The sequence below is a fragment of the Kribbella sp. NPDC031520 genome, from assembly GCF_055580825.1.
On record NZ_JBVIKS010000009.1, the window covers coordinates 19,994 to 42,570 of the forward strand.

Annotated in this window: 25 protein-coding genes; 11 read left to right on the forward strand and 14 right to left on the reverse strand. The window is 69.0% G+C overall.

The features are described 5' to 3' along the window. Window positions 1–34 precede the first annotated feature (34 nt). The 3 genes from ACZ5BU_RS35480 to ACZ5BU_RS35490 all read right to left on the reverse strand — a co-directional run bounded on the left by ACZ5BU_RS35480 (window position 35) and on the right by ACZ5BU_RS35490 (window position 4,005). Window positions 35–1,819, reverse strand: coding sequence for an NAD-binding protein (locus ACZ5BU_RS35480; protein WP_465705210.1), 1,785 nt, complete (start codon window positions 1,817–1,819; stop codon window positions 35–37). Continuing rightward, window positions 1,740–3,413, reverse strand: a complete 1,674-nt coding sequence (locus ACZ5BU_RS35485; protein WP_465705212.1) for an acyl-CoA mutase large subunit family protein — start codon at window positions 3,411–3,413, stop codon at window positions 1,740–1,742. The genes ACZ5BU_RS35480 and ACZ5BU_RS35485 overlap by 80 nt, the downstream gene beginning before the upstream one ends. A 91-nt stretch (window positions 3,414–3,504) precedes the next feature. Then, the gene (locus tag ACZ5BU_RS35490) at window positions 3,505–4,005 is read right to left on the reverse strand and encodes a MarR family winged helix-turn-helix transcriptional regulator (RefSeq protein ID WP_141852622.1); all 501 of its coding nucleotides are present in this window, start codon (window positions 4,003–4,005) and stop codon (window positions 3,505–3,507) included. A 32-nt stretch (window positions 4,006–4,037) separates the two neighbouring features. Between ACZ5BU_RS35490 and ACZ5BU_RS35495 the strand changes: the two genes are divergently transcribed. From ACZ5BU_RS35495 to ACZ5BU_RS35510, 4 genes are all read left to right on the forward strand, one after another. Continuing rightward, a complete protein-coding gene (locus ACZ5BU_RS35495) occupies window positions 4,038–4,484 on the forward strand; it encodes a DUF4231 domain-containing protein (protein ID WP_465705214.1) in 447 nt (148 codons plus the stop codon). A gap of 32 nt (window positions 4,485–4,516) precedes the next feature. Further along, window positions 4,517–5,239, forward strand: coding sequence for a maleylpyruvate isomerase family mycothiol-dependent enzyme (locus tag ACZ5BU_RS35500; RefSeq protein WP_465705216.1), 723 nt, complete (start codon window positions 4,517–4,519; stop codon window positions 5,237–5,239). Window positions 5,240–5,301: 62 nt separating this feature from the next. Continuing rightward, window positions 5,302–5,649 (forward strand): YciI family protein, encoded by a 348-nt coding sequence (locus ACZ5BU_RS35505; protein WP_465705218.1) that lies wholly within the window; start codon window positions 5,302–5,304, stop codon window positions 5,647–5,649. Window positions 5,650–5,656: 7 nt separating this feature from the next. Beyond that, the gene (locus ACZ5BU_RS35510) at window positions 5,657–6,877 is read left to right on the forward strand and encodes an RNA polymerase sigma factor (protein ID WP_465705220.1); all 1,221 of its coding nucleotides are present in this window, start codon (window positions 5,657–5,659) and stop codon (window positions 6,875–6,877) included. Here ACZ5BU_RS35510 and ACZ5BU_RS35515 read toward each other — a convergent pair. The 4 genes from ACZ5BU_RS35515 to ACZ5BU_RS35530 form a co-directional block, all read right to left on the reverse strand. Continuing rightward, window positions 6,874–7,593 carry a PH domain-containing protein gene (locus ACZ5BU_RS35515; RefSeq protein WP_465705222.1) on the reverse strand — a complete coding sequence of 240 codons (720 nt, stop codon included), beginning with the start codon at window positions 7,591–7,593 and terminating at the stop codon, window positions 6,874–6,876. The genes ACZ5BU_RS35510 and ACZ5BU_RS35515 overlap by 4 nt on opposite strands. A gap of 103 nt (window positions 7,594–7,696) precedes the next feature. Further along, complete coding sequence (locus tag ACZ5BU_RS35520; RefSeq protein ID WP_185759051.1) at window positions 7,697–7,855, reverse strand: hypothetical protein; 159 nt, start codon at window positions 7,853–7,855, stop codon at window positions 7,697–7,699. A gap of 298 nt (window positions 7,856–8,153) precedes the next feature. Further along, window positions 8,154–9,110: a methylmalonyl Co-A mutase-associated GTPase MeaB gene (gene meaB / locus ACZ5BU_RS35525; RefSeq protein ID WP_465705225.1), complete on the reverse strand. Its 957-nt coding sequence runs from the start codon at window positions 9,108–9,110 to the stop codon at window positions 8,154–8,156. Continuing rightward, window positions 9,110–10,312 (reverse strand): acetyl-CoA C-acetyltransferase, encoded by a 1,203-nt coding sequence (locus ACZ5BU_RS35530; protein ID WP_465705227.1) that lies wholly within the window; start codon window positions 10,310–10,312, stop codon window positions 9,110–9,112. The genes meaB and ACZ5BU_RS35530 overlap by 1 nt, the downstream gene beginning before the upstream one ends. Window positions 10,313–10,448: 136 nt before the next feature. Here ACZ5BU_RS35530 and mce point away from each other — a divergent pair, with 136 nt between their 5' ends. The 5 genes from mce (at window position 10,449) to ACZ5BU_RS35555 (ending at window position 16,523) form a co-directional block, all read left to right on the forward strand. Beyond that, window positions 10,449–10,877 (forward strand): methylmalonyl-CoA epimerase, encoded by a 429-nt coding sequence (gene mce / locus ACZ5BU_RS35535; protein WP_465705229.1) that lies wholly within the window; start codon window positions 10,449–10,451, stop codon window positions 10,875–10,877. A gap of 71 nt (window positions 10,878–10,948) precedes the next feature. After that, window positions 10,949–11,848, forward strand: coding sequence for an anti-sigma factor RsbA family regulatory protein (locus ACZ5BU_RS35540; protein ID WP_465705231.1), 900 nt, complete (start codon window positions 10,949–10,951; stop codon window positions 11,846–11,848). A 135-nt stretch (window positions 11,849–11,983) separates the two neighbouring features. Continuing rightward, window positions 11,984–13,315, forward strand: a complete 1,332-nt coding sequence (gene ccrA, locus ACZ5BU_RS35545; protein ID WP_465705233.1) for a crotonyl-CoA carboxylase/reductase — start codon at window positions 11,984–11,986, stop codon at window positions 13,313–13,315. Between the two features lie 80 nt (window positions 13,316–13,395). Further along, window positions 13,396–15,195 (forward strand): cell envelope integrity protein TolA, encoded by a 1,800-nt coding sequence (locus tag ACZ5BU_RS35550; protein ID WP_465705235.1) that lies wholly within the window; start codon window positions 13,396–13,398, stop codon window positions 15,193–15,195. Further along, entirely contained in the window at window positions 15,192–16,523 is a 1,332-nt protein-coding gene (locus tag ACZ5BU_RS35555) for an AI-2E family transporter (RefSeq protein WP_465705237.1), read from the forward strand. Before ACZ5BU_RS35550 ends, ACZ5BU_RS35555 begins: the two co-directional genes overlap by 4 nt. Window positions 16,524–16,551: 28 nt before the next feature. Here ACZ5BU_RS35555 and ACZ5BU_RS35560 read toward each other — a convergent pair whose 3' ends face one another. Further along, window positions 16,552–17,076, reverse strand: a complete 525-nt coding sequence (locus tag ACZ5BU_RS35560; RefSeq protein ID WP_465705239.1) for a hypothetical protein — start codon at window positions 17,074–17,076, stop codon at window positions 16,552–16,554. 363 nt (window positions 17,077–17,439) lie between these two features. Continuing rightward, window positions 17,440–18,201 carry a phytanoyl-CoA dioxygenase family protein gene (locus ACZ5BU_RS35565; RefSeq protein ID WP_465705241.1) on the reverse strand — a complete coding sequence of 254 codons (762 nt, stop codon included), beginning with the start codon at window positions 18,199–18,201 and terminating at the stop codon, window positions 17,440–17,442. A gap of 86 nt (window positions 18,202–18,287) precedes the next feature. On the opposite strand from ACZ5BU_RS35565, the gene ACZ5BU_RS35570 reads away from it, so the two are divergent. Next, complete coding sequence (locus tag ACZ5BU_RS35570; RefSeq protein ID WP_465705243.1) at window positions 18,288–19,025, forward strand: helix-turn-helix transcriptional regulator; 738 nt, start codon at window positions 18,288–18,290, stop codon at window positions 19,023–19,025. A 3-nt stretch (window positions 19,026–19,028) separates the two neighbouring features. Here ACZ5BU_RS35570 and ACZ5BU_RS35575 read toward each other — a convergent pair whose 3' ends face one another. After that, window positions 19,029–19,421, reverse strand: coding sequence for an Lrp/AsnC family transcriptional regulator (locus ACZ5BU_RS35575; RefSeq protein ID WP_465705245.1), 393 nt, complete (start codon window positions 19,419–19,421; stop codon window positions 19,029–19,031). On the opposite strand from ACZ5BU_RS35575, the gene ACZ5BU_RS35580 reads away from it, so the two are divergent. Beyond that, the gene (locus ACZ5BU_RS35580; protein ID WP_465705247.1) at window positions 19,330–19,641 is read left to right on the forward strand and encodes a thioesterase family protein; all 312 of its coding nucleotides are present in this window, start codon (window positions 19,330–19,332) and stop codon (window positions 19,639–19,641) included. The genes ACZ5BU_RS35575 and ACZ5BU_RS35580 overlap by 92 nt on opposite strands. 17 nt (window positions 19,642–19,658) lie before the next feature. On the opposite strand, the gene ACZ5BU_RS35585 is transcribed toward ACZ5BU_RS35580, so the two are convergent. The 4 genes from ACZ5BU_RS35585 to ACZ5BU_RS35600 are packed head-to-tail and all read right to left on the reverse strand — an operon-like array spanning window position 19,659 to window position 22,446. Next, window positions 19,659–20,411 carry a carbohydrate deacetylase gene (locus ACZ5BU_RS35585; RefSeq protein ID WP_465705249.1) on the reverse strand — a complete coding sequence of 251 codons (753 nt, stop codon included), beginning with the start codon at window positions 20,409–20,411 and terminating at the stop codon, window positions 19,659–19,661. Between the two features lie 45 nt (window positions 20,412–20,456). Next, window positions 20,457–21,416, reverse strand: coding sequence for a GNAT family N-acetyltransferase (locus ACZ5BU_RS35590; RefSeq protein WP_465705251.1), 960 nt, complete (start codon window positions 21,414–21,416; stop codon window positions 20,457–20,459). A gap of 33 nt (window positions 21,417–21,449) precedes the next feature. Beyond that, window positions 21,450–22,217, reverse strand: a complete 768-nt coding sequence (locus ACZ5BU_RS35595) for an alpha/beta fold hydrolase (RefSeq protein WP_465705253.1) — start codon at window positions 22,215–22,217, stop codon at window positions 21,450–21,452. A gap of 13 nt (window positions 22,218–22,230) precedes the next feature. Beyond that, a complete protein-coding gene (locus tag ACZ5BU_RS35600) occupies window positions 22,231–22,446 on the reverse strand; it encodes a hypothetical protein (protein ID WP_465705255.1) in 216 nt (71 codons plus the stop codon). Between the last annotated feature and the right edge of the window lie 131 nt (window positions 22,447–22,577).

Below are 22,577 nucleotides of genomic sequence, written 5' to 3' on the forward strand. Positions count from 1 at the left end.
CCGTACCTGCTCCGCATGTTCACAAACCTATCCTCTACGACGCGGCCGACTTGCGCTGCGCCCGGGTCACCATCAGCAGCCGGGCGAGCCCGGCACGGGTGCCCGCGACCGCCACCCGGTCGCCCGCGCTGACGGCCCGGGTCGGCGCCGGCTGCCAGTCCCAGGGCCCGTTCCGATCCTGCCGGGCGAGGATGCGCAGGCCTTCGGCCTCGTTCAGGCTGCCCAGGTTCCGTCCTTCGGCGACCGAGCCGGACTCGACCACCACCTCGGTCAGCAGTAGGACCCGACGACCGGCCGGCACGATCACCTGGCGGCGCTTGTCACCAACAGCCGCCGCGACCGCGGGCGCGACCAGCATCGACACCGACCGGCTGTTGCCGAGTCCGAGCTGCCGCTCGACCCGCTCGGCCAGGTCGTGGTCGAACATCCGCATCGTGATCCGCGCGTCCGGGTTCAGCTCCTGGGCGACCATTGCCGACTCCAGGTTGGTGATGTCCCCGTCGGTGATCGCCAGCATCGCCCGGCAGCGCTGGACACCGGCCGACCGCAGCGTCTCCTCGTTGCTGCTGTCTCCCACCACGACCGGGATCTTCAGCCGATGCGCGACCAGGATGCCGGGTGCGTCGTCGTCCTGGTCGACGCCGACCACCGCGACGCCCCGCTCGACGAGGATCTCCAGCACCCGGGCGCCGACCGTACCGAGGCCGCAGACCACCACGTGGTTGCGCGGCCGTCCCCGCACCCCGCCGATGATCCGCGACAGCCGCGCGCCGATCAGCGAGTCGACCACGACGGCGGTCAGCAGCGCCATCAACACGATCCCGGTCAGCTGGACGACGACCGCACTGACCTTCACCCACGGCTGCGCGTCGTTGAACTTGTCGTCGTCGATCCCCGCCGAGGTGACCACACCGGCGGCCAGGTACAACGCGCGCCACCATTCGATGTGGCCGAAGAAGTGCACGACCCCGGTACCGATCGCGATCAGCCCCGCCATCAGCGCGGCGATCTTCCGGACCCGGCTGTCGAGGATGTCCCGGACCGCCATCGCCCAGCCGGCCGGGCGGACCCCGCGGCCGTACCAGACTGTCCGTACGCCGGTACCCAGGACGATGTCGCCCTCCGGGTCGGTGCTGGCCTGCGGCAACAACTGCGGCGTCGCCGACGACGTGGTGTCGGCCAGCACGGTCAGATGCGGCTCGCGGATCAGGTCGGCCTGACCGACGACGACCATCCGTCCGCCGAGCTCCATCCAGGTCAGCTCGTCGTCGTCGAGCGCGTCCGAGACGAACGCGGGCGCGGCCAGCGACGGCCCGTTGATCACCACGCAGTCGCCGAGCAGGCTGTTCAGCTGACTGCCCAGCCGCGGGTTCACCATCTGCAGGATGATCCGCAGGTCCCGATCCATGTCGCGGGCCGTCAGCGCGGTGTGGACGTTGTGCACGTCGTTGGTGTCGAGCAGCACCAGCGCGCGGGCGGTGGACGGCGTACCGTCCTCGTCACCGTCGATCCCGGCCCTGCGGAGCAGGGACTCGCTGATCACCGGGGCGAGGATCACGGTCGCGCCCAGCTCCGCGATCCGGTCGCGGTGCCGCGACGCCGGGTTGACGATCGCGGTCACCCGTTCGCCCGAACTCACCAGCTCGGTGACCACCCGCAGCATCGTGCGGTCCGAGCCGCAGACCACGACCGGCCGTTCGTCGGCGGTCCCGGTCGCGGCGGACCGGTCGGCCGGTTCCTCAGAAGCGGGCGGGCTCTCGGTACTCGCCCCACTGTTCCCGAAGAACGTGACAGATTTCCCCCATCGTGGCCTCCGCACGCACTGCCTCCAGCATGGGCTCGATCAGGTTGCCAGTGCCGCTGGCCGCCTCCACCAGAGCCGATAGCGTACGACGTACCCGGTCCTCGTCGCGGTGGGACTTGCGCTCCGCGAGCACCCGGCACTGCTCGACCTCGACCTCGTGCGAGACCCTGAGGATCTCCAGCTCGCCGGACACCGTGTCGGTGAGCGTGTTGACGCCGACGATCTTCTTCTCGCCCTTCTCGAGCTTCTGCTGGTACTCGAAGGCGGCGTCGGCGATCTCGGCCATGAACCAGCCGTCCTCGATCCCGCGCAGGATCCCGCCGGTCATCGTCTCGTCCGGGCTCAGCTCCTTGATCCGCGCGAAGATCTGCTCGGCCTCGGCCTCGATGGCGTCGGTGAGCGCCTCGACGTACCAGGACCCGCCCAGCGGGTCGGCCACGTTCGTGACGCCGATCTCCTCCATCAGCACCGACTGCGTGCGCAGCGCGATCTCGGCCGACTCCTCGCTCGGCAGCGCGAGCGTTTCGTCGAGCGCGTTGGTGTGCAGCGAGTTCGTCCCGCCGAGTACGGCGGCGAGCGCCTCGACGGCTGTCCGTACGACGTTGTTGTACGGCTGTTGCGCGGTCAGCGAGACCCCCGCGGTCTGGGTGTGGAAGCGGAGCCACTGCGCCTTGTCGGTCTTGGCGCCGTACACGTCCCGCAGCCAGCGCGCCCAGATCCGGCGGGCGGCGCGGAACTTCGCGATCTCCTCGAAGAAGTCCAGGTGGCTGTCGAAGAAGAACGACAGACCGGGCGCGAACACGTCGACGTCCAGGCCTCTGCTGAGGCCCAGTTCGACGTACCCGAAGCCGTCGGCGAGCGTGTACGCGAGCTCCTGCGCGGCGGTCGAGCCGGCCTCGCGGATGTGGTACCCGGAGACACTGAGCGGCTTGTACGCCGGGATCGTGGTCGCGCAGTACTCCATCAGGTCGCCGATCAGGCGCAGGTGCGGCTCCGGCGGGAACAGCCACTCCTTCTGCGCGATGTACTCCTTGAAGATGTCGGTCTGCAGCGTCCCGTTGAGCTTGGAGATGTCCGCACCCTGACGCTCGGCGGCGACCAGGTACATGCAGAAGGCCGGTACGGCGGGGCCGGAGATCGTCATCGAGGTGGTGACGTCCTGCAGCGGGATGTCCTTGAACAGCCGGTCCATGTCGATGGCGGAGTCGATCGCGACACCGCAGTGCCCGACCTCGCCGAGCGACCTCGGGTCGTCGGAGTCGCGACCCATCAGCGTCGGCATGTCGAACGCCACCGAGAGGCCGCCACCGCCGCCGTTCAGGATCATCTTGTACCGCTCGTTGGTCTGCTCGGCGTTGCCGAAGCCGGCGAACTGACGGATCGTCCAGGTCCGGCCGCGGTACCCGGTCGCGTACAGCCCGCGGGTGAACGGGAACTCCCCCGGCCAGCCGATCCGCTCCATCCGCGGGTCGGCGCTGCCCTCGGGCGGACCGTAGACCGGGGCGACCTCGGTGCCGGAGAGCGTGGTGAAATCCGCCTCCCGCTTGCGCGCGGCGTCGTACCGCTGCTGCCACCGGCTCTGCCCGGCCGCGATCTGCTCGGCATCCATCAGTCAGACCTCCCTAGGGAACTGGCTCCCAAAATACTAGGACGTCCAACTATTTCCAATCGCAGCTGCGTCACACCATTGGGGAGACAGCTCAGAAGTCGCCGGCGTTGTGCCGCAGCGGCTCGAGTACCGACCAGAGCATCTTGAGCTGCTCGTCGGTGAGGCCGCGGAGCGCGAAGTCGGCGGCGACCAGGTCGGCGGTGGCGCGTTCGACCAGGTCACGGCCCTCGGGGGTGATCTCGCACAGCACCGCACGGCCGTCGTCCGGGTGTGGCGTCCGGGTCACCAGCCCGGCCGCCTCCAGCCGGCGCACGATCGACGTCACCGACGTCGGATGCACCTGGAGCCGCTCGCCCATCTTCCCGAGCGGCAGCGACCCGCGGCGCGAGAACGTCAGCAGCACCAGCGCCTCGAACCGGGCGAACGTCAGCCCGTGCTTGCGGAGGATGTCGTCCAGCTCGTTGATCACGATCTGCTGCGCGCGCATCAGCGACGTGACCGCCCGCATCTGCTCGACCGCACCCCACCGCCGCCCCCACTGCCGCGACGCCTCGTCGATCGGATCGAACGGCAACGCCCTTCTCCTGGCCATGACCGGAACCTTAGCCCCAGACTTGTCGGACCATGTCGAAGCTCAGAGATTCGGACTTCCCCGCGCTCGGGACGGACTCGCCCGCCGAGCAGCTGATCAGCATCCGCTTCCGGTGGTACGCCGCGCACGCCCGGCAGGCCCGCATCTGGTATCGGGCGCTGGGCACCGTACAACTGCTGGCCGCGCTGGTGATCGCGATCTCGGTCGCGATCTCGGCGCCGACCTGGCTGGCTCCGGCCCTCGGTGGCGTGATCGCGCTGGCCGAGGGGATCCGGACGTTGTTCGGGTTCAAGGACTCGTACCCGACGTACACCCGGACCGCCCAGGAACTGCGCAACGAGGCCTGGTTGTACGCGCAGAAGGCCGGCCGCTACGCGAGCGCCGACGACCCGGTGAAACTGCTCGCCGAACGCGTCGTCGAGATCAGCCACACCGAGACCGAGGACTGGGAGGCCGCCCTGAAGGCGCGGAGCATCTGAAACTGTCGGCGGGCTCTGACAGGGTGCGGACCATGAGATACCTGGATCACGTGCGGGCCGACAGTGCGCGGCTGGGCGAGGTGGCGCGGACCGGGCTCGACGCGGCGGTGCCGAGCTGCCCCGGCTGGACGGTCGACGACGTCGTACGGCATGTCGCGCAGGTCTACGTCCACAAGATCGAAGTGCTGAAGCGCAGCGCCCTGCCCGACCCGTGGCCGCCGGACTTCTCCGGCCTGGACAGCCTCGAGTGGTACGACGAGGCGCGCGTGGCGATCGTCGACGCCCTGGAGAGCGCCGGTACGACGACGCCGACCTGGACGTTCAACCCCCGGGACAGCACGTCCGCGTTCTGGTACCGGCGGATGGCGCACGAGACCGTGGTGCACCGGATCGACGTCGAACAGGCGCACGACGCGGTCACGCCGATCGACCCGGGGCTGGCGCGAGACGGCATCGACGAGGTGCTGTACCCGACGCTCGGCGGCCCGTGGTGGGAGGAGGGCGACACCGAGTACCCGATCGACGCCGCGATCCGGCTACGGGCCGGCGGCTGGTCCTGGACGGTCCGCGCCGACGCGACCAGCGTCGACGTGGAACGTGGGGACGAGGGCGTGGTCGCGGCCGAGGTGACCGGCGAACCCGAGCCGGTCTACCTGTGGTTGTGGGGCCGGGCCGGGGAGGACGCGATCGAGATCCTCGGCGACCCGAACGTGGTACGCGCCTTCCGCGGGAGGATTTCCGAAGCCTCGCAGTGATGATGTCCTTTGCGGGGGGTTCCCGTTCGTTCCCTTCACAACAGCTGAGAAGGAGGACTCCCATGGCGCAATACCTGGCACTGACCTACACCGCGGACGTCGACTGGTGGGCGCCCGAGCAGGCCGACGAGCTGGCCGAGTACCGCCGGTTCGGCCTCGAGTACGCCGACCAGGTCAAGGCGAGCGCCGTCCTGCACCCGACCGCGACGGCGACCGTCGTCCGGGTCGAGGGCGCACGCGGCGGACCGGTCGTCACCACCGACGGGCCGTACGCCGAGACGAAAGAGGCGCTGACCGGCTACTACCTGATCGAGGCCGACGACCTGGAGGCAGCCGTCAAGATCGCCGCCGAGATCCCCGCCGCCTGGGGCGGTGCAGTCGAGGTCCGGCCGGTGATCGTGGCCAAGTAGTCGAGTCATGGACGTGCTGGCCGAGACGATCCGGATCGAGGGGACGCGGATTCTTGCGACCCTGATCCGGACGCTCGGCGACGTGCAGCTCGCCGAGGACGCCGTCCAGGAGGCGGCGCTGGCGGCGCTGGGGGCGTGGCCCGTCACCGGCATACCGCCCGAGCCGCGTGCCTGGCTGACCGTCACCGCGCGGCGGAAGGCGATCGACATCATCCGCCGCGAACGCGCCCGCGGCGCCAAGGAACGCGACGGCCAGGACCTGATCGAACTCACCCGCCGGGACCTCGAGCCCGAGGAGGTTGTCCAGGACGACCTGCTCCGGCTGATCTTCACGTGCTGCCATCCGTCCCTCTCGCCGCCGACCCGCGTCGCCCTCGCGCTCCGCACCCTCTGCGGCCTCACCCCCGCCCAGATCGCCGGCGTCCTGCTCAGCACCGAGGTCGCGACGACGAAACGGCTGGTCCGCGCCCGGCAGAAGATCGCCGCCGCGCGCATCCCGTACCGGGTACCGTCCGCCGCCGAGCTGCCCGACCGGCTGCCGGCCGTCAGCGCGGTCGTCCACAGCCTCTACACGGCAGGACATGCACCGCCCGAAGGCGAGGCGGCGTACGACGTCGATCTCTGCGCGGAGGCGATCCGGCTCGCGGAGCTGCTGCATTCGTTGCTGCCCGACCAGCCGACGCCCATTGCCGTACTCGCGCTGCTCCTGCTGACCGAGGCGCGCCGCGCGGCCCGGATCGACGACGACGGCCAGGTGGTGACGCTCGACCTGCAGGACCGATCGTTGTGGGACCAGGCGATGGTTGCCCGCGGCATCGGGCTGCTCAACGAGTCGCTGGAACGCTCCGGGCGGCAGGCGGACGCGTACCAACTGCAGGCCGCGATCGCCGCCGAACACGCCCGCGTCCCGGCCTACAACGTGACCGACTGGCACGAGATCGTCCGGTTGTACGACCTGCTCGTCGAGGTCTCCCCCAGCCCCGCCGCCGAGCTCGCCCGCGTCGTCGCGATCGCCGAGACCGGCGCCGTCGACACCGCGCTGAAGCTCCTCGACGCGATCCCGGTCAGCTCACGGCACCACGCCGTACGTGGCGAACTCCTCGCCCGCGAGTCCCGCTACGCCGAGGCCGCCGACGCCCTGCAGTCAGCCCTCGACACGGCCCCACCGAGTCACCCCGAACGCGCCCACCGCGAACGCCGCCGGGATTACTTCAGAGGACTGGCCTAATCGTTGTCGGTCCAGTTGCCGCGTTCGCTGTTGAAGATCGACTTCGACGCTGACGACGACGGCGGTGGGGTCGGACGGGACGACTGCGTGGCGACGGGAGCCGAGGTGCTCGCGGTGACCTCCTGCGCGGAGTCCATCCCGATCGGACCGGTGCCGTCGTCGTCGGAGTCCTCGTCACCCTGCAGTACGTCGACGCTCGCCGACGCCCGCAGGCCGGTGCGCTGGATGACGCGCTGGATGGTCAGGTCCCGGTCGTCGGGACGGCTGACCCATTTGATCTCGCGGAAACCCTGATCCTGCGCGGCCGACTCGAAGACGAAGTGGCCGTAGCCCAGCATCCGCCCGATGATCGGCTTCTGCAGCGTGATGTCGAGGACCCGGGCGATCGGGGTGGTCGCGACCGTCTGCGAGAAGACGCCGCGGATCCGCATCACCCGCATGTTCGTGACCACGAACCGGTCCCGGTGCTGGGTGAGGAACTGCCAGAAGGCGTGCGCGAGCAGCACGAGCACGATCGCCAGCAGCACCGGCTGCCCGCCGATCGCGGTGGTCGCCATCGTCAGCAGCAGTGCCGCCGCGAGGATCACCTCGAGCATCGGCACCGTGAACACCACCCAGTGGTGCCGCACCTCGTCGATGACGACTTCGCCCTCGTCCGAGATCAGATGGCGCCGGACCTTCGGGTCGAAGATCCGGAACAGGCCTATTCCGGCCATCCACTCACTCCCCTGTCACGCGCTGGTGTGTGACCCCGTGGACCCAAGTGTCCCGCACGATCACTCGCGACGGGACACTCCCAGGCACCTTTTCAGGGGCAGCTCACTTGAACAGCGCGGTCAGGAAGGTGATGACACTTCCGAACGCGTCACCCACGGCAGAGAACGCGCCACCGACCGCTCCCGCGGCGTTGGCCGGCTGAGTGAACAGATAGAAGCCGGCAAAGGCGATGAGCGACCAGATCAACAGCTTCTTCGGCATGTCGCCACTCCTTGTTCCTAAATCCACTCGGTCGACTGTGCTTGAGTTTGTATCACGGACCGTCACCAATTGTCACTGACTGAACACAGCCCACCGCACAATGCTCACCAGCTACAAGGTCCATTCTGTAACGGATTCGGGGGCACGGCAGCCACCGGCGCGCCGCCCGGAGACGCGGATCGCCTTGCCAAGGGTAAATCCTGCGGCATTTGCCCGAATTCGGCACAACTCCTGGTGAACGAAATGCAAAGACACGAAGTGACACTACGTGGTCGATTGTTCCACAGGGAGACAATCGTCACAACGCGGCGATCAGCTCGTCCGCGGCCGAATAGGGGTCGGTGCCGCCTTCGGCGACCTTTGCGGCGAGTACGTCGAGGCGGGCGTCGCCGTGCAGGTGGGCGAACCGGGCCCGGAGCGCGGTGGTCGCGATGGCCTCGATCTCGTCCCGGGCGCGGCTGCGCCGGCGTTCGGTGAGTACGCCGTTCCCGGACATCCAGGTCAGCCGGTCCTCGATCGCCTGGACGACCTCCGCGACACCCTCGTTGCGGGACGCGACCGTCTTCAGGATCGGCGGCACCCAGGAGCCTTCGGAACGCTCGGCCAGCGCGAGCATCGCCCGGAGGTCGCGGGTGACCGACTGGACGCCGTCACGGTCGGCCTTGTTCACCACGTAGATGTCGCCGACCTCGAGGATTCCGGCCTTGGCCGCCTGGATGCCGTCGCCCATGCCGGGCGCGAGCAGTACCAGGGTGGTGTCCGCCATTCCGGCGATCTCCACTTCGGACTGGCCGACGCCGACGGTCTCCACCAGTACGACGTCGAAGCCGGCCGCGTCCAGCACCCGGAGCGCCTGCGGCGTGGACCACGACAGTCCGCCGAGGTGCCCGCGGGACGCCATCGAGCGGATGAACACACCCCGGTCGGTCGCATGGTCCTGCATCCGGACGCGATCGCCGAGCAAAGCGCCGCCGGAGAACGGCGACGACGGGTCCACCGCGAGTACGCCGACCCGCTTCCCGCTCTCGCGGTACGCCGAAACCAGCGCGGACGTCGACGTCGACTTCCCGACCCCGGGCGATCCGGTGATGCCGACGATGTGCGCGTTCCCGGCGTACGGCGCCAACGCCGCCATCACGTCGCGCAGCAACGGCGACTCGTCCTCGACCAGCGAGATCAACCGGGCCACCGCCCGGGAGTCCCCCTCCCGGGCCCGCCCGACCAGCTCACCGACCGGCGCCGTACGTCGTGGCATCAGCTCTTCGGAACCCGGACGATCAAGGCGTCGCCCTGGCCGCCACCGCCGCAGAGGGCGGCGGCGCCGAGGCCGCCACCGCGGCGGCCGAGCTCGAGGGCCAGGTGCAGGACGAGCCGCGCGCCGGACATCCCGATCGGGTGGCCGAGCGCGATCGCGCCGCCGTTCACGTTGACCTTGTCGTCGCCGACCTGCAGCTCGCGCGCCGACGCGATCCCGACCGCCGCGAACGCCTCGTTGATCTCGATCAGGTCGAGGTCGGCCGGGGTGATGCCTTCCTTCGTGCACGCCTTGACGATCGCGTTCGCCGGCTGGCTCTGCAGCGTCGAGTCCGGACCGGCGACCGAACCGTGCGCACCGATCTCGGCGATCCAGCTCAGTCCCAGCTCCTCGGCCTTCGCCTTGCTCATCACGACGACAGCACACCCGCCGTCGGAGATCTGCGAGGCCGATCCGGCGGTGATCGTCCCGTCCTTGCCGAACGCCGGTCGCAGCTTCGCCAGCGCATCGACCGACGTGTCACCGCGGACACCTTCGTCGGTGTCCACCACGATCGGGTCACCCTTGCGCTGCGGCACCTCGACCGGAACGACCTCGTCCGCGAACACGCCGTTCTTCCAGGCCTCGGCCGCGCGCTGGTGCGAACGAGCGCTGAACTCGTCCTGCTCCTCGCGGGTCAGCTTGAGCCCGGTGTTGTTGGCCTGGTCCGTCAGCGCACCCATGGCCTGGTCGGTGAACGCGTCCCACAACCCGTCGTACGACATCGAGTCCACCAGCGTGGTGTCGCCGTACTTGAAGCCCTCGCGGGACTTCGGCAGCAGGTGCGGCGCGTTCGTCATCGACTCCATGCCGCCGGCCACGACGATCTCGTACTCGCCGGCGCGGATCAGCTGGTCGGCGAGCGCGATCGCGTTCAGCCCGGACAGGCAGACCTTGTTCAGCGTGACGGCCGGTACGTCCATCGGGATACCGCCCTTGACCGCGGCCTGGCGGGCGGTGATCTGGCCGCCGCCGGCCTGCAGGACCTGGCCCATGATCACGTACTCCACCTGATCCGCGGCGACGCCTGCCTTCCGCAGTGCGCCCTGGATCGCGAACCCGCCGAGGTCCGCGCCGGTGAAGCCTTTGAGGCCGCCCAGCAACCGCCCGATCGGGGTCCGTGCACCGGCGACGATGACGCTTGAGTTCCGCGTGTCAGACATGTTGTCACGATACCTGCGACGGCACTGGTACGCCGCTGGTCGACCACGTCAGACGGGTCACACGGTTCGCATCAGGTCGTGTCAGCTCGGCCACTTTCGATGGTCCTGGACGCCGGGTCTGCGCAAAGCTTCAAGGATGGATCAGCTGTTCGATGCGATCGACCACGTCGGCATCGCGGTGGCCGACTTCGACGAGGCCGTGCGGTACTACGCCGACGTGTTCGGCATGACCGTGGCGCACGAGGAGATCAACGAGGAGCAGGGCGTCCGGGAGGCGATGCTGTCGGTCGGCGACTCCGGATCCTCGATCCAGTTGCTGGCACCGTTGTCCGACGCGTCACCGATCGCGAAGTTCCTCGACCAGCGCGGCGCCGGCATCCAGCAGCTCGCATACCGGGTACACGACCTGGACGCGGTGTCCGCCGTACTGCGGGAACGTGGCGCACGGCTGCTCTACGACGAACCTAAGCGCGGCACCGCCGGCTCCCGGGTGAACTTCATCCACCCGAAGTCGGCCGGCGGCGTCCTGGTCGAACTCGTGGAGCCATCGCCTACCCACAGATGAGCAGAGCGCACACCGGGTGACGGCACGCTAAAGAACTGCTGCTTGTCGGTCGGGCGGACTAGTCTGTTCGGGTGCTGAAGGACAGCGCCACCGACTCCTTGCACGGTGCGCCGGCCGGGTTCGAGCACGATGCCTTCGTCCATGCCGGGGACGAGGCGTTCGTGCCGCGCGCGGCTGCGTTCGTCGAGGCGGGTCTGGCGGCGGGGGAAACCATCGTGGCCGTACTTCCACCGGAGCGGATCGCGGTACTGCGCGACGCCCTCGGCACGGCTCGGGAGTCCGTCCGGTTCATCGACATGACCGTTGCCGGTGGCAACCCTGCGCGGCTGATCCCGTTCTGGCGGAACCTCCTCGACCAGCACCCGGGACCGGTCCGCGGCCTCGGCGAACCGGCGTACCCGGGCCGGAGCGCGGCGGCGTACGACGAGGTGCTGCTGCACGAGGCGCTGACCGAGCTCGCGTTCGCGCGGGACCGGTCGTTTCGGTTGTGCTGCGCGTACGAGGCGTCCGTCGGCATCGACCCGACCGCGACGCACGCCGGCGCGGATGCCCTTGCGGAGAAGGTGTTCCGGACCGCGCTGGACGTCGTACCGGACCGCGCCGAGCGGTGGGAGTTCGGGCCGGACGAGCTCGGGCAGGTGCGGCAGTGGCTGGGCGGTCACGCGGCCTCGCACGGCGTCTCGCGGGATCGGCTCGAGGATCTGTCGCTGGCGTTGCACGAGATCTGCACGAACAGCATCCGGTTCGGCGGCGGGCGCGGGACGCTCGCCGTCTGGATCGCCAAAGGCGCGCTGATCTGCGACGTGACCGACCGCGGCCGGATCGAGAACCTGCTCGTCGGCCGGGTCCTGCCGCCGCTCGACGGGCTCGGCGGGCGGGGCGTCTGGCTCGCCAACCAGCTGTGCGACCTGGTGCAGCTGAGATCGGGTGACGACTTCACCCAGGTCCGTCTGCACACCGGATTGAGATAAGACCACTGACAACGGTGGACTGGAAAAGTGACGGTCGTCTCAACGGCCGTCCGCTGTGTTACAGGGCACAGCCAGGGGCGCATACTCAACGGTAAGTTCGGCGCTCACCAGACCCCCGCTGCAGGAGGTACCTCCGTGAAGCAGATCCTCGAAGCGATCCTCTCCGGCGACAACGCGGCCGTCGGCGAGCTCGACGTACCGGACCACTATCGCGGGATCACCGTGCACGCCGACGAGGCGACGATGTTCGAGGGACTGGACGCCAAGGAGAAGGATCCGCGGAAGAGTCTGCACCTGGACGACGTACCGACTCCCGAGCTCGGGCCGGGCGAGGCGCTGGTCGCGGTGATGGCGAGCGCGATCAACTACAACACAGTCTGGACGTCGATCTTCGAGCCGGTGTCGACGTTCGCGTTCCTGAAGCGGTACGGGAAGCTGTCACCGCTGACCGCCCGGCACGACCTGCCGTACCACGTGGTCGGCTCCGACCTGGCCGGCGTCGTACTGCGGACCGGGCCGGGTGTGAACGCCTGGAAGCCCGGCGACGAGGTGGTCGCGCACTGCCTGTCGGTCGAACTGGAGTCGCCGGACGGGCACAACGACACGATGCTCGACTCCGAGCAGCGGATCTGGGGTTTCGAGACGAACTTCGGCGGCCTGGCGGAGATCGCGCTGGTGAAGTCGAACCAGTTGATGCCGAAGCCCGCGCACCTCACCTGGGAGGAGGCGGCGTCGCCGGGACTGGTGAACAGTACGGCGTACCGGCAACTGGTGTCGGCGAACGGCGCCAACATGAAGCAGGGCGACGTCGTACTGATCTGGGGCGCGTCCGGCGGACTCGGCTCGTACGCGACGCAGTTCGCGCTGAACGGCGGCGCGATCCCGGTGTGTGTGGTGTCGTCGCCGGAGAAGGCCGAGATCTGCCGGGCGATGGGCGCCTCGCTGATCATCGACCGGTCCGCGGAGGGGTACAAGTTCTGGAAGGACGAGCACACCCAGGACCAGAAGGAGTGGAAGCGGCTCGGTGCGCGGATCCGCGAGCTGACCGGCGGGGACGACCCGGACATCGTGTTCGAGCACCCGGGTCGGGAGACGTTCGGCGCCTCGGTGTTCGTCGCGCGCAAGGGCGGCACGATCGTCACCTGTGCGTCGACGTCCGGGTTCATGCACGAGTACGACAACCGGTACCTGTGGATGAACCTGAAGCGGATCATCGGCTCTCACTTCGCCAACTACCGCGAGGCCTGGGAGGCGAACCGGCTGATTGCCCGCGGGATGGTGCATCCGACGGTCAGCCGCGTCTACCCGCTGGAGGAGACGGCCCAGGCGGCGTACGACGTACACCGCAACCTGCACCAGGGAAAGGTCGGCGTCCTGACCCTGGCCCCGACCGAGGGCCTCGGCGTCCGCGACCCGGAACTCCGTGCACGGCATCTGGACGCGATCAATCGCTTCCGTGACAAGTAGTACGTTTGGGCGTTTGAGTGGGGTTCTGACAGGCTTAAGGTGAAGGATTCACGCTGAGCCGCCAGAAGGGAAACTCCGGAATGCCTGACGAGTCGAGCCTGCCGTTCTTCGACCGCACGGCGACCGCGGCCGGGGGCTTCCCGGTCAGCCGTCGTGGGTACGACAAGCAGGCGGTGGACGACTATGTCCGCGCGCTGGAGATGCAACTCGTCGAGGCGCGGAACCGGGCCGACGAGCTGCAACGCAACGTCGCGCCGCTGCAGCAGCAGCTCGAGGAGACCCGGCGCCAGCTCGACGCCAGCGCGAACCCGTCGTACGCCGGGCTCGGCGACCGGGCCGCGCAGATCCTCCGGCTCGCCCAGGACCAGGCGTCCGAGGCGCTCGAGGAGGCCAAGCGCGAGGCCGACGAGCTGCGCGCGAACGCCGCCAAGGAGGCCGCCGCGGCCCGGGCGTCCGGCGAGCGCGAGGCCGAGGACATCCGTACCGTCGCGCTGAACGAGGCCGACAGCATGCGCCGGACCGCCGAGGGCGACGCGGCCGAACTGCGCCGTACGGCGGAGACCGAGGCGGCCGAGGTACTCGAGGCGGCCCGCCGGAAGGCCGAGACGCTGCAGCTGACGGCCGAGTCGCAGGCGAGCACGCTGAAGAACGGCGCGCTGCACGAGGCGGAGAAGATCCGTACGGCGATCCAGCGCGAGTCGGCGGCGCTCCGCGCGCGGCTGGCAGACGAGCGCGAACAGCAGGCGAAGGAGCTCGCGGACAAGCACCAGCAGATCGCGGCCGACACCGACAGCCTGACCACCCAGATGAAGGAGGCCGCCGAGGCGTCCGAGCGCCGGGTGGCCGAGGCGACCGAGCAGGCACGGAAGATCCGCGCCGAGGCCGAGGAGTCGGCGGAGCGCACGCTCGCGCGCGCCCGCCGCGAGGCGGAGCAGCTGCTGACGACGGCACGGACGCGTTCGGAGGCCGAGCTGGCGAACGCCGCCGACGAGGCCGAGCGCTCGCGCACCGTCGTAGCCCGCGAGACGGAGCGCCTGGCGAAGCGCCGCGACGGCATCCTCACCCAGATCGCCGGCCTGAACGAGATCGCCAGCAACATCGCCCGGCAAGCCGCCGAACTCGACTCCGAGACCGCTGCCGCGCCGTACGTCAACCCGTTCTCCCGCCCCGCCGAAACCCCGCGACCCACCGCCTCCGGCGCTCCGGGGACCGGCGCCGGCAGCCCGTTCGCGCCGGAGGACTCCTTCTCGGCCGACAAGCCGTTCGGCGCCGACACGTCCTCTACCAGCCCGTCCGCTTCCTCCAGCTCGTTCGGTGCGGGGTCGTCAAGCGGCAGCTCGTCTGTGCCGGAGGCTTCCTCCAGCCCGCTCGGTGGGGACGACTCCTCCGCGGGCACCGGTTCGTACCCGGAGGCAACGGCGGAGGACAACCCGTTCCCGGGTGCCACGCCGGGGCCGATCTCGTCGTACGACGACGGCGGGCCGTTCACCGGAGCGAGCCCGTTCGTCGGGGCCGATGCGGGTGACGCGCGGGTGGACGAGACGCGGATCGACACCGGGCTGCGGGTCGACCCGAAGGAGGCCGGCGACCTCGCGGACAAGACCAGCAAAACCGCCGGCGGCCCGGCGACCGGCACCAAGTCGACCGGCACCGCCTCGGCCGGCACCGCCTCGACCAGCACCGCGTCGGCCGGCGACGGTGACGAGCCGAAGGACTCGACGATGGTGGACGAGTTCCGGCTGGGTGACCTCGGGGCGGAGGACACTCGGGTGAACACGCGGCCGTCCGCCTCGGCGAAGTCCTCCGGGGGTAAGTCGTCCGCGGACGACAAGACCGATGCGGCCGGCGCGGGCGCACGATCCCCGAAGGACAAGATGTGACGCCACCCGGCGACGACACCTCCACAGCGACCACCGACGACACGGACCTCGCGGAAGCTACCCGCGAAGCGAGGTCCGCAGCCGCCAAGGCCGAAGCCGCCGCCGGCAAGAGCGAACGAGCCGCCGAGGAAGCGGACGGATCGGCCGACGAGGCGGAAGCGTCAGCGATGAAGGCGGACGCGTCGGCCGACAAGGCGGACGCGTCGGCTGACAAGGCCGATGCGGATCTCGACATCGCCGACGAGCTGCTGATCGAGGAACGGCACCCGTCCGAGGGCATGGGCCAGCCCGGCCCGCCGATGCGCCGCGGCCACCCGTTCTCGTTCGGCTTCTTCGCGGCGCTCGGCGTACTCGTCGCCTGGGGCCTGTGGAACGCGGCCGGCCAGGCCCGTTCGGTACTGATCCTGCTGCTGGTCTCGATCTTCATCGCCGTCGGCCTGAACCCGCTGGTCGAGTGGTTCATGCGCCGCGGCCTGAAGCGCGGCCTGTCGGTCGGCGTGGTGTTCCTGCTGATGATCCTCGCGGTCGTCGGCGTCGGCTTCGCGATCGTCCCGGTGGTCAGCGACCAGATCAACAGCCTGGTCAAGAACGCGCCGGGCTACCTCGACCTGCTGGAGAAGTCGAAGACACTCCAGCAGCTGAACGACAAGTACCACTTCATCCAGAAGGCCCAGGAGTACATCCAGGACCCGGCGCTCGCCCAGCGCGCGTTCGGCGGCATCCTCGGTGTCGGCAAGGTGGTCGCGAACGCGCTGTTCAACGCGTTCACGATCCTGGTGCTCACGCTGTACTTCCTGGCGTCGCTCCCGTCGATCAAGCGGGCGGCGTACAGCCTGGTCCCCAACACCCGGCGCCGGCGCGTCTCGATCCTCGGCGACGAGGTCCTCGGCCGGGTCGGCGGTTACGTCAGTGGTCAGTTCATGGTGGCGCTGTGCGCGGGCGTGACGATGTTCATCTTCCTGGAGATCATCGGCCTGCGGCAGTACGCCGTGGCGCTGGCGATCGTGGTGATGTTCTGCGACTTCATCCCGATGGTCGGCGGTTTCATCGGCGTCGTCGTGGTCTCCCTGATCGGCTTCACCGGCGGCCTCTGGACCGGCCTCGCCTGCCTGATCTACGGCATCATCTACCAGCAGGTCGAGAACTACGTGGTAGCTCCCCGCATCATGCGCCGAGCCGTCGACATCCCCGGCGCCGTCACAGTCATCGCCGCCCTCCTCGGCGGCGCCCTCCTAGGCGTAGTAGGCGCCCTCCTAGCCATCCCCTCAGCCGCCGCCATCCTCCTCATCATCCGAGAAGTCTGGGTCCGCAAAGCCGACGCGTCCTAGAGCTCCGGCACCGCAGCCGTCGACCCGCCTACACGCTCTGCCTCCGGGGAGATGCGTGTCCGGCGACGGGCCGGCGTAGGCGGGTGGTGGAGGTCCGTCGAGCCGGACGTTCGGTGTTCTGCGCCTCGGAGCGACTTGCTGCAGGTTTCTTGGAACGGCTGCTCTTCCCCGCCTCGATCTCGATGACGCGCAGGGATCGGCCGCCGTCGAGTCTGATCACGAGATCGTGCGCGAACTCCTGCCGCGCGGCCTTCGTCGCTGACTCCGGGGCTCCTCCCGCTGCGGCCTGTACGAGCTGCGAGACGCGTTGATGCGAAACCCCGAGCACACTGCTCACGTCCCGGACCGGAATATCCACGTCGGTCAACGCCGATGCGACCTCACGGGTGAGCTCGGCGACCAGGGCCTCTAGGTCCTTCGCACGTCGGCGCAGTCCGTCGACAAGCGTCTTCGCCTCGAGTAGATCCTGGCCACCGGCCTCGATACCGGACACATCCACCGCAACCTTCGACATGGGCACATCCGTCGACACCGCGATGTACTCACGAGCCATCTGTTCGACCTCGTCCAACCTTCGCGCCTGAGTCAACCCATCAATCTCAGGCACTGCGACCATCCACCAACGACCCTCACGACTGACGGTGACCTCATACGTCTTCATTGCCTGTCCCCTCACAGTCGGCGAGTACCTTGGTGGCTTTTCGCACCACACCTGGCGAGATCATCCGATGCCCGTCCGGCAGGGCGAACCTGTGCCCGCCGCAAGAGCATTCGTACAAGCTGTGTGACCCTTCCGTTCTGACTCGCCGCCGGCCGGCGTCCTTGAACGCCTTCACGACCTTGCGTGTCGGCTGTTCGCTGACCATGCATTTTAGTCTAGGAAGCTAGACAGTTTCAAGGCAAATTGGATAGACGGTCAGGCAGTGACGTCGAGGATGAAGTGTTGGGCGGGGGTTAGGCGGTTGTAGGTGTTCAGGCGGATGTAGGCCTGCTGGTCCAGTTGTTGGGGGAGGTGGCGGTGGGTGAAGTAGGCGTGGAGGGCTCGGCGGGGGTTCGTGGTGGTGTTCTTGGTGCCGCCATGCCAGAGGTGGCTGTTGAAGATGACTACCGTGCCGGCGGTGCCTGTTAGTTGGATCTGGTCGGGGTGGGTCGCGGCGGGGTCGGGCATTTCGTCGGCGGGGAGGGTGCCTCGGCGGTGGGAGCCGGGGACTACTCGGGTGGCGCCGTTCTCGGGGGTGAAGTCGTCGAGGAGCCAGATCGAGTTGCAGACCTCGTACGCGCCTGGCTCGACTGGGTGGCCGAAGTCGGCGTGCAAGGACTGGTGGCCTTGGCCGGGTAGAGCCGCGCGGCTGTTGAGCGAGGACAGGCGGAACTCGCCCAGCACGTGATGCATCGCGGCCAGTACGCGCGGGTGGCTGAAGCAGACCTCGAAGAGCGGGTCCTTGTTCACGAGATCCGCCAGCAGGTCCGCGCCCTTCTCCTGGTGTACTTCGAGGCCCGCCCGATCCCCTTCCGCCGCGGTCAGCTCGGCCAGCCGCTTGTTGATTGCGGACAGCTCCTCCGCGGACAGGATCCCCTCCAGCGGCAGGAAGCCGTCGCGGTCCAGCTGCTCCTTCTCGGCCGTTGTCAGTACGTCGTTGGTGACGCCGAGATCGCGCAACGCGGTCTGCATGTCCATCGCAGGTGCTCCTTCACAAGATGCACGGATCGATGCAAGCATCAAGTCGACGTACCCGAGAAACAATGCAGAAGGCGACAAGGCTTATGCACAAATCGCCACGGCTCCTCGGCGCCGGCATCCATACCGCCGCCCCGGGCAAGGACTATCCACTGCACGCCCACACGTCCTGGGAACTCGTGTACTACGTCCACGGCCGCATCACCTGCCCGGTCGGCGACGAGACGTACGACGCTACGCCCGGCACGGTTCTCCTCACCCCGCCGAACACCTGGCACGCAGAACACAGCCGCACCGGCTACACGAACCGCTTCCTCCAGGTAGATGCCCCGAGCAACCATCCGTGGCCGCGCCGCTGCTACGACGACACCGACCACACGCTGCGCCGGGTGTTCGACGCATTGGTCCGCGAGACCGAGAGCGACGAGCTCCGCGCGATCCTCCTCACCGAACTCGACCTCCGCCTCCGCCGTGCCGCCACTCCTCCGCCGACCCCCGCCGAGCAACTGGTCACCCAGGCAGAGCAACTGTTCGAGGAACGCTTCGCCGAACGCCCCCGCATCGCCGACATCGCCGTCGACCTCGGCATCTCCCCGTCCGGTCTGCGCGCCGCGTTCGCCCGCGTCCGCCGTACGAGCCCGCAAGCCGCGCTACAGGCCGTACGTCTCCGCCACGCGCTCGCGCACCTCCGCAACTCGACGCTCCCCCTCCAAGCCATCGCCGAGCTGACCGGCTACCACTCCGTCAGCCACCTCTCCCGCCACATCAAATCCACCACCGGCTCCTCACCTGGCGCGCTCCGCACTACGGAACCTCGCCCCTGACCGTCATCGTTCGGACTTGACGAGTTTCATGGTGATGCGGGAGTCGACCCGGGCGATGGCGGGGTCGCCGAGCATTCTTGTCATCAGCCAGCGTTCGAAGGCGTCCGGGTTCTCGACGCGGACGCGGATCAGGTAGTCGGGGATGCCGAACATCCGGCGCAGTTCGATCACTTCGGGCATCGCGGCGAGCCGGTCCTCGAACGCCTCGACGGTGGCCAGGTCCTTCGCGACCAGGTCCGCGTGGATGATCACCTCGAAGCCGCGACCCATCGCGGCCGGGTCGAGTACGGCGGTGTAGCCGGTGATGACGCCGGCGTTCTGGGTCCGTACGCCGGTACGCCTGGTCGACGACGAGGACGTCAGCCCGCTGGCCCGCGCCGCCGGTCTGTTCGACATCGCGAACGGGATGACCGTACGGGCGGACCCGAAGGAGGTGGCGTTTCCGAACGTCGACCTGACCGCGCACCTCTTCGACAAGCCCCGCGGCGACTGGCTCGGCTTCGACACCACCGTCACCTTCGGGCCTACCGGCATCGGCCTCACGAGCAGCGTCCTCCACGACGCGACCGGCCCGATCGGCACCCTCGCCCAAGTCCTCACCGTCCGCCCCACATAACCCTGCCCCGCCGGTCGTCAGTCGGCGAATGCCTTGGCGACGGTGGTGAGTTCGATGTCGAGGGACTCGATGGTTCGGCGGATCTCCGGGTCGAGGACGATGGCCTGGTCCGAGAGGCGGTACTCCTCGGCCCAGCGGTACGTCTCGGAGCCGGGGCGGTGGAGGGCGCCGAGTTCGGGATGAGCCGCGGCGCAGTGGGTCACCAGCAGGTGTACGCCGGGCGTCAGCTTTTCCAGATGCGCGAGGAGCCAGGACTTCTTGTCGGCGCGGTCGCTCAGCGTCTCGATCGACGCGAACCGCTGCGCCTCCGAAGGTCCGTAGATGAAGGGCTTCCCGATCGCCGCCGACACCTCGTCGTACGCCGAGGGCACCGAAGCACCCATATGTAAGTCGAGATACCCGACTGTCAGCCCTTCCGCACCGAACTTCGCGACCTGCGCGAACAACTCCCGCACCGCGTCGTCATGCGTAATCGCAGCGCTTGCCTCCTCCACCGTCCGGAGGAAGGTACCGTCCGGACCCACCAGCGAGGCGCCGTCGGTCAACGGCCGCCATCGCAGGAAGTCCCACTCACACGTCAACGTCTGATGTACGCCCAGCGGAATCGCGAACTCCCGCGCCAGCGCCGCCGCCTCGGTGAACCACGGGCACGCCGCCATCGTCGACACCTGCGTCACGATCCCCCGGCGGAACGCCTCCACCGTCCCGACGTTGACGGCATGACACATCCCGAAGTCGTCCCCCTGGACCACCAACCGAACCTCACTCATACGCCTCTCCCATCTCCGCGACCGGACCGAGCTCCACCGTACGTTCTACCGGCCGGGCAGTTTTACGGACGCCCGGAGGATGGTGAACGTGCGGGTGATCTCGAAACCGGTCTTCAGGTAGAGCTGCCCGGCGGCGGACTTCTCCCCGGTCCACAGGAACCAGGCACTGTGGGCGCCGACGGCAACCATCCGCTCCAGCGTCAGGTGCAGCAGCACCTTGCCGAGCCCGGTACCGCGGGATGCCGGCAGTACGCCGAACGGACCGAAGCGGTCGATCACGCCTTCATAGGTCCCGTGCATCGCCCAGCCGAGGATCTCCCGGTCCGGGTTGCGCGCCACCACGATCCGATCCAGTGGCAGACCGGCGACGACGCCCTCGCGGATCGCGCGGGCCCAGTCCGGGTTGAACTCCGTGCCGGCGATCGCGATCAGCGCGGTCAGCTCGTCGCCGGACGGTGTGCCAAAGCTGTAGCCCCCGGCCGTCAGCGCGTCGATCCGCTTGCGGATCTCGTCCGGTACGGCGTACCCGACGAGCCCTCGGTCCATCGCGACGGCGTCGTACTCACGCTTGAAGCCGAGTGCGGCGAGCAGACGAGCGGCTGACGGGTAGCGGGCCGCGTCCAGGCCGGGGAGGAAGTAGTTGGGCGTGTACGACGAGAAGAAGACCTCGGTCCGCCCGTGCGACCGCAACCAGTCGGTTGCCGCCGTCAACAATGCGCGGCCGAGACCTTGCCCGCGATGGTCGGGATGTACGAAGAAGAACGGGATCCAGCCGGTCGCCGGTTCGAGGTCGTCGGCGTCGGCCGCGATCAGCCGCCGGACGGCGTACGCGGCACCGACGACCTGATCGTTGATCACCGCCACCTGGAGACCGGCCGCGTCGAAGTTCCGATCGAGCAGGAACAGGTCCCGGAACCGCCGGTAGGAAATCGGATCGGCCGGCGCCGCGGCGGTCCAAGCCGCGGCGATCGCCGGCCCGTCACCGACCTCGAACGAACGGATCATCGGCCCTTCGACCCGGAAGCCGCCCACCAACGTTTACCGGAGGAACGGAGTCAGTGCCGCAAGGAAGTCGTCGAGGCGCTCGGCGTGGACCCAATGGCCTGCTTCGGCGACCTCGGCATAAACGACGTGAGGGAAGTACGACGCGATCGTCGCGCGGTGGTCCTGCTGGACGTAGTCGGACTTGCCGCCGTAGATGAACAGCGTCGGGCCGTCGTACACCAGCCCCGCCGCCTCGGCCGGCCAGCCTGAAATGGAGGGCAGCGCGCCCTCGATCACCGGCAGGTTCGGGCGCCAGCGCGCGCCGTCCGCGTCGAGGATCAGGTTCTGCAACAGGAAGGCCCGCGTGCCGGGCGTCGGTACGGCGTCCACCAGTTGCGCGTCGACCTCCGCGCGCCGGGTCACCGACGACAGGTCCGCGTTCCGCATCGCGCGGGCGTACTCGACGAAGGCCGGTGGGTACGCGACCGGCGCCGCGTCCACGACGACGAGCCGCTCCACCACCGACGGGTGCTGCAGCGCGGTGAGCATCGCGGTCTTGCCGCCCATCGAGTGCCCGACCAGCGCGACCGGCCCGACTCCGAGCGACTCGATCGTCTCCCGGACGTCGTCGGCCATCTCCGGGTAGCTCATCGTGTCCACGTGCGGCGAGGCGCCGTGGTTGCGCAGGTCGAACGCGAACACCCGGTGCCGGTCGGCGAGCCGCCGGGCCGCGGTCATCCAGTTCCGCCCCGAGCCGAACAGCCCGTGCATCACCACGACCGGCGTACCCGCCTCGCCGTACGACGTGACCGGAAGCTTCATGCGCGACAACCTTTCACCGACTGCGCTGCCAGCACGCAGTGTGCCAGTGGCGCCGCTCGTCGAGGGACTGCGCACCGCCCAGCGCACCGAGCAGGCTGGGGTTGTCCGGCCACACCACGACGTGCGGGGTGGCCGGTGGGATCTGCTGGTCGCAACCCGGGCAGCGGTACGACTTCGCCGACGCGGACCCGGAGACCCGCCGGACGTTCCACTCGCCGTCCGCCTTCACCTCGCGGGATTGGGTACCACCGAGCAGCGGGGGGGGGGGGGGGGGGGGGGGGGTGGGGGGGAGGGGTTTTTTTGGCATCGCCCCCCCCCAATTACCTTCTGTCCTCGCCCCCCCCCCCAACCTCCCTCCCC

What these genes read in the sequence shown, in the direction of transcription:
- ACZ5BU_RS35515 (WP_465705222.1), bottom strand. Translation starts at nt 7,593, where the DNA reads ATGGCCGGAATAGGCCTGTTCCGGATCTTCGACCCGAAGGTCCGGCGC.
- ACZ5BU_RS35520 (WP_185759051.1), bottom strand. Translation starts at nt 7,855, where the DNA reads ATGCCGAAGAAGCTGTTGATCTGGTCGCTCATCGCCTTTGCCGGCTTC.
- ACZ5BU_RS35590 (WP_465705251.1), bottom strand. Translation starts at nt 21,416, where the DNA reads ATGATCCGTTCGTTCGAGGTCGGTGACGGGCCGGCGATCGCCGCGGCT.
- ACZ5BU_RS35575 (WP_465705245.1), bottom strand. Translation starts at nt 19,421, where the DNA reads ATGTCGAACAGACCGGCGGCGCGGGCCAGCGGGCTGACGTCCTCGTCG.
- ACZ5BU_RS35530 (WP_465705227.1), bottom strand. Translation starts at nt 10,312, where the DNA reads ATGTCTGACACGCGGAACTCAAGCGTCATCGTCGCCGGTGCACGGACC.
- ACZ5BU_RS35580 (WP_465705247.1), top strand. Translation starts at nt 19,330, where the DNA reads ATGACGCCGGCGTTCTGGGTCCGTACGCCGGTACGCCTGGTCGACGAC.
- ACZ5BU_RS35570 (WP_465705243.1), top strand. Translation starts at nt 18,288, where the DNA reads ATGCACAAATCGCCACGGCTCCTCGGCGCCGGCATCCATACCGCCGCC.
- ACZ5BU_RS35585 (WP_465705249.1), bottom strand. Translation starts at nt 20,411, where the DNA reads ATGAGTGAGGTTCGGTTGGTGGTCCAGGGGGACGACTTCGGGATGTGT.
- ACZ5BU_RS35505 (WP_465705218.1), top strand. Translation starts at nt 5,302, where the DNA reads ATGGCGCAATACCTGGCACTGACCTACACCGCGGACGTCGACTGGTGG.
- ACZ5BU_RS35485 (WP_465705212.1), bottom strand. Translation starts at nt 3,413, where the DNA reads ATGGATGCCGAGCAGATCGCGGCCGGGCAGAGCCGGTGGCAGCAGCGG.
- ACZ5BU_RS35490 (WP_141852622.1), bottom strand. Translation starts at nt 4,005, where the DNA reads ATGGCCAGGAGAAGGGCGTTGCCGTTCGATCCGATCGACGAGGCGTCG.
- ACZ5BU_RS35550 (WP_465705235.1), top strand. Translation starts at nt 13,396, where the DNA reads ATGCCTGACGAGTCGAGCCTGCCGTTCTTCGACCGCACGGCGACCGCG.
- ACZ5BU_RS35500 (WP_465705216.1), top strand. Translation starts at nt 4,517, where the DNA reads ATGAGATACCTGGATCACGTGCGGGCCGACAGTGCGCGGCTGGGCGAG.
- meaB (WP_465705225.1), bottom strand. Translation starts at nt 9,110, where the DNA reads ATGCCACGACGTACGGCGCCGGTCGGTGAGCTGGTCGGGCGGGCCCGG.
- ACZ5BU_RS35560 (WP_465705239.1), bottom strand. Translation starts at nt 17,076, where the DNA reads ATGGCTCGTGAGTACATCGCGGTGTCGACGGATGTGCCCATGTCGAAG.
- ACZ5BU_RS35510 (WP_465705220.1), top strand. Translation starts at nt 5,657, where the DNA reads ATGGACGTGCTGGCCGAGACGATCCGGATCGAGGGGACGCGGATTCTT.
- ACZ5BU_RS35565 (WP_465705241.1), bottom strand. Translation starts at nt 18,201, where the DNA reads ATGGACATGCAGACCGCGTTGCGCGATCTCGGCGTCACCAACGACGTA.
- mce (WP_465705229.1), top strand. Translation starts at nt 10,449, where the DNA reads ATGGATCAGCTGTTCGATGCGATCGACCACGTCGGCATCGCGGTGGCC.
- ACZ5BU_RS35595 (WP_465705253.1), bottom strand. Translation starts at nt 22,217, where the DNA reads ATGAAGCTTCCGGTCACGTCGTACGGCGAGGCGGGTACGCCGGTCGTG.
- ACZ5BU_RS35495 (WP_465705214.1), top strand. Translation starts at nt 4,038, where the DNA reads ATGTCGAAGCTCAGAGATTCGGACTTCCCCGCGCTCGGGACGGACTCG.